6 protein-coding genes and 1 pseudogene are annotated in these 7300 nt (G+C 50.6%); 2 read left to right on the top strand and 5 right to left on the bottom strand.

Features of this window, described 5'->3' with window-relative positions; all coding sequences use genetic code 11:
• The first annotated feature begins 114 nt into the window (after positions 1–114).
• Together ACUU1I_RS18665 and mdtD are read left to right on the top strand one after the other, a co-directional pair.
• Positions 115–807, top strand: coding sequence for a FadR/GntR family transcriptional regulator (locus ACUU1I_RS18665; RefSeq protein WP_001131163.1), 693 nt, complete (start codon positions 115–117; stop codon positions 805–807).
• Between the two features lie 22 nt (positions 808–829).
• Positions 830–2257 (top strand): multidrug transporter subunit MdtD, encoded by a 1428-nt coding sequence (mdtD, locus tag ACUU1I_RS18660; protein ID WP_001280878.1) that lies wholly within the window; start codon positions 830–832, stop codon positions 2255–2257.
• Here the strand turns inward: mdtD and rbsR are convergent.
• The 5 genes and pseudogenes from rbsR to rbsA form a co-directional block, all read right to left on the bottom strand.
• Positions 2223–3215 carry a ribose operon transcriptional repressor RbsR gene (gene rbsR / locus ACUU1I_RS18655; protein WP_000224470.1) on the bottom strand — a complete coding sequence of 331 codons (993 nt, stop codon included), beginning with the start codon at positions 3213–3215 and terminating at the stop codon, positions 2223–2225. The two genes, mdtD and rbsR, sit on opposite strands and share 35 nt — an antisense overlap.
• 3 nt (positions 3216–3218) lie before the next feature.
• On the bottom strand, positions 3219–4148 hold the full coding sequence (gene rbsK / locus ACUU1I_RS18650) for a ribokinase (RefSeq protein ID WP_005071704.1): 930 nt from the start codon (positions 4146–4148) through the stop codon (positions 3219–3221).
• A 125-nt stretch (positions 4149–4273) separates the two neighbouring features.
• A pseudogene (gene rbsB, locus ACUU1I_RS18645) lies at positions 4274–5151 on the bottom strand (ribose ABC transporter substrate-binding protein RbsB).
• A 24-nt stretch (positions 5152–5175) separates the two neighbouring features.
• Complete coding sequence (rbsC, locus tag ACUU1I_RS18640; protein WP_000211866.1) at positions 5176–6135, bottom strand: ribose ABC transporter permease; 960 nt, start codon at positions 6133–6135, stop codon at positions 5176–5178.
• Between the two features lie 4 nt (positions 6136–6139).
• On the bottom strand, positions 6140–7300 hold a 1161-nt coding region (gene rbsA, locus ACUU1I_RS18635; protein WP_449144878.1), incomplete at its 5' end, for a ribose ABC transporter ATP-binding protein RbsA.

Below are 7300 nucleotides of genomic sequence, written 5' to 3'. Positions count from 1 at the left end.
CAGCAAAAGCCCCGTTAATGTGCCATAAAACAATCAATTTGCCGTTTTTGCAACCGTAATCACACTTCCTGGTGGCATACTAAGGAGGAATAAAAAGAAAAAGGAAGATAAGTAATGCCTTTAAGCGCACAACAGTTAGCTGCACAGAAAAACCTTTCGTATGTTCTGGCTGAGAAGCTGGCGCAACGGATCTTAAAAGGTGAATATGAACCCGGCACCATTTTGCCCGGTGAGATTGAGCTGGGCGAGCAATTTGGAGTGAGTCGTACAGCGGTACGCGAAGCGGTCAAAACGTTAACGGCAAAAGGGATGGTTTTACCGCGACCGCGAATTGGTACTCGGGTCATGCCACAATCGAACTGGAATTTTCTTGATCAGGAATTGCTTACTTGGTGGATGACAGAAGAGAACTTTCATCAGGTCATCGATCACTTTCTGGTTATGCGTATCTGTCTGGAGCCGCAAGCCTGCCTACTGGCAGCAACGGTTGGCACCGCGGAACAGAAGGCGCATCTCAATACGTTAATGGCCGAAATGGCGGCATTAAAAGAGAACTTTCGCCGTGAACGCTGGATCGAAGTCGATATAGCCTGGCATGAGCATATCTATGAAATGAGCGCCAATCCGTTTTTGACCTCATTCGCCTCGCTATTCCATTCGGTTTATCACACTTACTTCACGTCAATTACCAGCGACACAGTGATAAAGCTGGATCTGCACCAGGCGATTGTCGATGCGATTATCCAAAGCGATGGCGACGCGGCATTTAAAGCTTGTCAGGCGCTGCTACGCTCACCTGATAAGTGATAACCCGATAACAGGACATTGAATGAGCGATAAAAAGAAGCGTAGTATGTCGGGTTTGCCGTGGATCGCGGCGATGGCCTTTTTCATGCAGGCACTTGATGCCACTATTCTGAATACCGCCTTACCCGCAATCGCTCATAGCCTTAATCGTTCTCCTCTCGCGATGCAATCAGCCATCATCAGTTATACGCTGACGGTGGCGATGCTTATTCCGGTAAGCGGATGGCTAGCCGATCGCTTCGGTACGCGTCGCATTTTTACCCTTGCCGTGAGTCTGTTCACGTTGGGTTCTCTGGCCTGCGCACTTTCTAATTCGCTACCACAGCTGGTTGTCTTCCGGGTTATTCAAGGGATAGGCGACGCAATGATGATGCCTGTTACTCGGCTGGCCTTACTGCGTGCTTATCCTCGTAATGAACTTCTTCCGGTATTGAATTTTGTCGCCATGCCGGGTCTGGTGGGGCCAATTTTAGGCCCCGTTCTTGGCGGCGTGCTGGTCACCTGGGCAACCTGGCACTGGATATTTTTAATTAATATCCCCATAGGTATTGCGGGCCTTCTTTACGCGCGCAAACATATGCCCAATTTCACCACCGCACGACGCAGATTCGATATCACTGGCTTTTTGCTGTTTGGCCTCAGCCTTGTTCTCTTTTCAAGCGGAATAGAGCTATTCGGGGAAAAGATTGTCGCCAGCTGGATTGCCTTGACGGTAATTGTCACCAGCATCGGGTTACTGCTTCTCTATATTCTCCATGCGCGACGTACGCCAAACCCATTAATTTCATTAGATTTATTTAAAACCCGCACTTTCTCGATCGGTATCGTAGGCAATATTGCAACCCGTCTGGGGACCGGCTGTGTACCGTTCCTTATGCCATTGATGTTACAGGTAGGATTTGGTTATCAGGCGTTTATTGCCGGCTGTATGATGGCACCGACAGCGTTAGGTTCCATTATTGCAAAATCGATGGTTACCCAAGTCTTACGTCGTCTGGGCTATCGCCATACATTAGTGGGGATCACGGTGATTATTGGGCTAATGATCGCTCAGTTCTCTTTGCAATCACCGGCAATGGCGATATGGATGCTGATCTTGCCGTTGTTTATATTAGGGATGGCTATGTCGACGCAGTTTACCGCGATGAATACCATCACACTTGCCGATCTGACCGATGACAACGCCAGCAGCGGTAACAATGTTCTGGCGGTCACGCAGCAACTGTCGATTAGTTTAGGCGTTGCTGTAAGTGCGGCCGTCCTTCGCATTTATGAAGGGATGGAAGGCACAACGACTGTCGAACAATTCCACTATACGTTTATCACGATGGGCATTATTACTGTTGCTTCAGCAGCAATGTTCATGCTTCTGAAAACAACCGATGGTAATAATTTGATCAAAAGACAGCGTAAATCTATGCCGAACCGCGTTCCATCAGAATCGGAGTAAGTTGTAATCGTTGTTGCTGAAGGGTCGGCTGGGTTATCCGATGGATGAGTACATCAATCGCCAGCTCCCCCAGTTCATCTTTCGGTTGGTGGATAGTGGTTAATGGTGGCGTCATAAAGCTTGCCAGTTCGATATCGTCATAGCCAATCACCGCGATATCCTGCGGAACCTGTAACTCTGCCTGATATAACGCCTGGTAAACGCCAACAGCCATAGCGTCATTTCCGGTAAAGACGGCCTGAGGACGCAGCGGATGTGATAACAGTTGGCGCATGGCGTCAAACCCGCCGTTAAATTCAAAATCACCAGTGACTTCATAGCCATCAGGAATGTTGAGACCCGCACGTTTCATCGCCGCCCGATAACCTTCCAACCGCAGGCGCGCCGGAGTTTTATCCAGCGGACCGGTAATACAGGCGATACGGGTATGACCTTTATCGATCAGATATTGCGTTGCTAAGTCTCCGCCCAGCAACGAGTTATCCTGAATAAGATCGCTGTCGCCATCGAACGGAGCCCAGTCCATCATCACGGTAGGCACTGTCGGATAACGTTGCATGATTTCACGCGAAGGCTGATGCGTTTCGGTACACAGTAACAGTAAGCCATCAACGCGTTTTTGCATCAGCGTTTCCAGATTGCGATTCATCCGCTGTTCATCGCCTTCGGTATTGCAAAGGACGAGACTATAACCGCGTTCGAAGCAGCTGCGTTCAACGCCACGCACCAGTTCTGAATAGAAAGGATTGGTACTGGCAGTGATCAACATGCCAATGGTATGTGTTTGATTGAGTTTGAGGCTACGCGCCAGAGCTGATGGCGCGTAATTAAGTTCTTTAATCGCCGCTTCAACTTTGGCGGTAATCGCTTCACTGACGAAGCGATCTTTATTGATAACGTGAGAAACTGTTGAGGTAGAAACGCCCGCCAAACGGGCAACATCTTTCATTGTAGCCAAGCGTCACCTCTGCCTGTCTAAAAATGCGTCGATCTCTTCACGCCACGGTACGGAAGGTTGTGCGCCTTTACGTGTTACGGCAATCGCAGCGGCAGCATGGGCAAACCGAATCGCCTCTGGCAATGGTTTTTCTTCCAGCAACGCCGTGATTAACGCGCCGTTAAAGGTATCTCCGGCAGCAATGGTATCGACAGCCTGCACCCGGAATCCAGGAACGCGCTGACCTTCACCATTCACGCTAGCCCATACACCACGACTTCCTAAAGTAATCAGTACAGTACGGATACCCTTTTCATGCAGTACCTGCGCCGCCTTCGCTGCATCTTCATCATTTTCAACACGAATACCGGTGAGCTTTTCTGCTTCCGTTTCGTTTGGCGTAATAATGTCCACCAGCGCCAGCAGTTCGTCAGGAAGTTCGCGAGCCGGAGCCGGGTTAAGCGCAACGATAGTCTTATTTTGATGGGCGATTTTCGCCGCTGCCATCACACTTTCGAGTGGTGATTCCAGCTGCATTAATAACGCTGACGCGTTGGCAATACGCTCACGTTGCGCTTCCACCAGCGATGGGGAAAGAGCAGCATTAGCGCCGGCATGAATACCGATGACATTCTCACCTTCGCCATTAACAAAAATCAGCGCCACACCTGTTGATTCGCCTTTGATCACGCTGACCGGAGTAATATCGATGTTATCAGTGGCGAGCAGCTGGCGAACGCTCTCGCCAATGCTGTCATCGCCAGTACAGGCAATAAACGCGATATTCGCACCGCTACGCCCAGCAGCCACAGCCTGATTCGCGCCTTTGCCGCCAAATGCAACCTGATAGTGGTTACCGGTTACGGTTTCGCCTGGAGTAGGAAAAGATTGAAGATTAAGAATGTGGTCAGCATTAATGCTGCCAAGAACAACGAGGCTGCCTGCGTTTTGCATATTCGGGATGTCCATAAAATGCGCCACCGTGTTAGGGTGGCGCGTGCCCTGCTTTTCTTTATATTACACGTTCATCTGTCGATGACGTATTTATGTCACCATCAGGTCATACAACCTGATTAAAACTACTGCTTAACAACCAGTTTCAGATCAACCGGATACTTAGCCTGAACTTTCTCGCCTTTCAGCACTTTATCTGCGGTTTCAACGCCTTTCGCGCCAATCTGATCGGGTAGCTGAGCGATAGTCGCTGCTAGTTTGCCATCATTCACCGCTTTTTCGCTATCCGGTGTACCGTCAAATCCGACGACCATCACATCCGATTTACCGGCAGTTTGCAGCGCGCCCAGCGCCATTTCATCATTCTGCGCGAATACAGCCTGAACATCCGGATGAGCGGTCAACAGGTTCTGCATTACGTTCAAACCTTTGGTGCGATCAAAATCTGCTGGCTGGCAAGAACATTAAACTTGTGAGCAGCAACGGCCTGCTGGAAGCCTTCGCCACGTTCACGGGCTGCGGATGTACCGGCAATGCCTTGCAGCTCGATAACTTTGGCACCTTCACCCGCTTTCTTCGCGATGTAATCACCGGCGATTTTGCCGCCCAGTACGTTATCAGATGCAATGTGGCTCACCACTTCACCTTTCGTTGCCTGGCGGTCAAGAGTGATAACCGGAATGTTCGCCTGGTTAGCCATCTTCACAGCATTACCCACTGCGTCGGAGTCGGTCGGGTTAATCAGCAGAATTTTGGTGCCGCGAACGGTTAAGTCCTGCACGTTCGCCAGCTCTTTCGCCGGGTTGTTCTGGGAGTCCAGCACCACCAGGTTATAGCCAAGTTTATCCGCCTCTTTCTGCGCGCCATCTTTCAGCGATACAAAGAACGGGTTGTTAAGCGTGGAGACCACCAGCGCGATGGTGTCTTTTGCCATCGCATTCGCACTGACGGTGGCGCTTAGCGCAACAGCGGAAACCAGGGTAGCCAGTTTTTTCATGTTCATATTCAAGATGTCCTGTAGTCGTTATTACTGCTTTTTGTTGTCTACCAGCACCGCCAGCAAAATCACCACCGCTTTGACGATCATCTGGTAATAGGAGGAAACACCTAACAAATTCAATCCATTATTAAGGAAGCCAAGAATTAATGCGCCGATCAACGTCCCAACAATGCGACCTTTTCCGCCCGCCAGACTCGTACCGCCCAGAACCACCGCAGCAATAGCATCCAGCTCATAGCCAGTCCCCGCCGTGGGTTGTGCAGAGGAGAGACGCGCCACTTCAATGATCCCGGCCAGCGATGCCAGCAGACCACAAAGAGAATAGACGATGATTTTATTGACGTTGATACCAGAAAGACGCGTTGCCGCTTCGTTGCCGCCCAGCGCGTAGATGTAACGCCCCAGACGCGTGTGATGCAGCATGTACCAGGCCGCGAGGAAGACAATCCCCATGATCCAGACTGGCGTCGGTACGCCCAGCGGACGACCAATACCAAACCAGCCAAACAGATCGGCGTTCTCAGTAAAGCCGGTATTCACTGGGCTACCGTTGGTATAAACCATGGTCACGCCGCGCAGTAAAAGCATCATAACCAGCGTAGCGATAAACGCCTGGACGCGACCTTTCGCTACAATCACCCCGGTTACCGCACCAATTGCGGCACCTAACGTGAGAGCAGCAGCGACAGCCACCAGCGCATTGACTTCAATGCCGACGATAGATGCAGCAACTGCGCCGGTTAGCGCCAACAGAGAACCTACCGACAAGTCTATGCCCGACGTCAGGATCACCAGCGTCATCCCGACCGCCATAATGGCGTTCACCGAAGTTTGCTGGAGAATATTGAATAAGTTATTGATGGTGAAAAAGTTCGGGCTTAACGTCGAGACAATCGCGATCAGCACCAGCAGAGCGATAAGCGATTTCTGCTCCATCAGCCACGCTTTCGTGAAATAACGGCGACCAGAGACAGTCTGGGTTGTCATTTTTTTACTCCTGATTCACGCGATTAAGCTTGCCCACAGCGGCAGCCATTAACACTTCCTGGGTGGCCTGCTCACGAGTAAATTCCCCGCAGAGATGCCCTTCATGCATGACGATGATGCGATCGCTCATGCCTAATACTTCTGGCATCTCCGATGACACCAGAATGATACTCAAGCCATCGGCTTTGAACTGGTTAATCAGTTGATAGATCTCTTTTTTCGCGCCGACATCTACGCCACGGGTAGGCTCATCAAGGATCAATACTTTGGGGCGTGTCATCAGACCGCGGGCAATCGCCACTTTTTGCTGATTGCCACCGGAAAGCAGACCAATTGCCTGTTCCATCGACGGCGTTTTCACATTAAACAGACGAATGAAATCACTCACAGCCTGCTGTTCATCGGCATGCTTCAAACTGCCGCCAGCGCGGCTGAAGTAGCGCAGCGCTGTCAGCGACATGTTCTCTTTTACTGACATGCCCAGCACTAAACCGTCACGTTTACGGTCTTCGGAGATATACACAATGCCGTTTGCCAGGTCATCCTGCGGTGAACGGGTAACGACTTCATGCCCATCCAGGGTGACGTAACCGCTGGTGCGCGGCAGTGCGCCGTAGAGCACTTTCATCAGTTCGGTACGACCTGCGCCCATCAAACCAGAGACGCCAAGAATTTCGCCTTTGCGTAAAGTAAAAGAGACATCGTTAACGCCAGGTCCGCAGAGATTATCGACTTTCAGGCGGATATCTCCTGGCGCTTTGTCCAGGTGTGGATATTGATCTTCCAGCTTGCGGCCCACCATCATCTCAATCAGCGAATCTTCGGTCAGTGATGCCACTTCGCGCTCAGCAATAAATTGCCCATCACGAAAAACGGTAACGTCATCGCAAATCTCGAAGATTTCTTTCATGCGGTGGGAGATATAGACAATACCGTGGCCTTGCGATTTCAGCTCGCGGATGACGCGGAACAGGGATTCGGTTTCGGTATCGGTCAGCGCATCGGTCGGTTCATCCATAATGATGACTTTCGACTCAAAGCTCAGCACTTTGGCGATTTCAACCATTTGCTGGTCACCGATGGAAAGATCGCCCACTAACTTGTCGCTTTTAAAGCGCAGGTTAAGTTTAGCCAGCAATTTATCCGCTTCGACATACATAATGCC

The sequence above is a fragment of the Shigella sp. SIG3 genome (assembly GCF_053555855.1).
The sequence above is the reverse complement of the archived record's forward strand: the minus strand, read 5'-3'. Positions and strand labels throughout refer to the sequence as shown.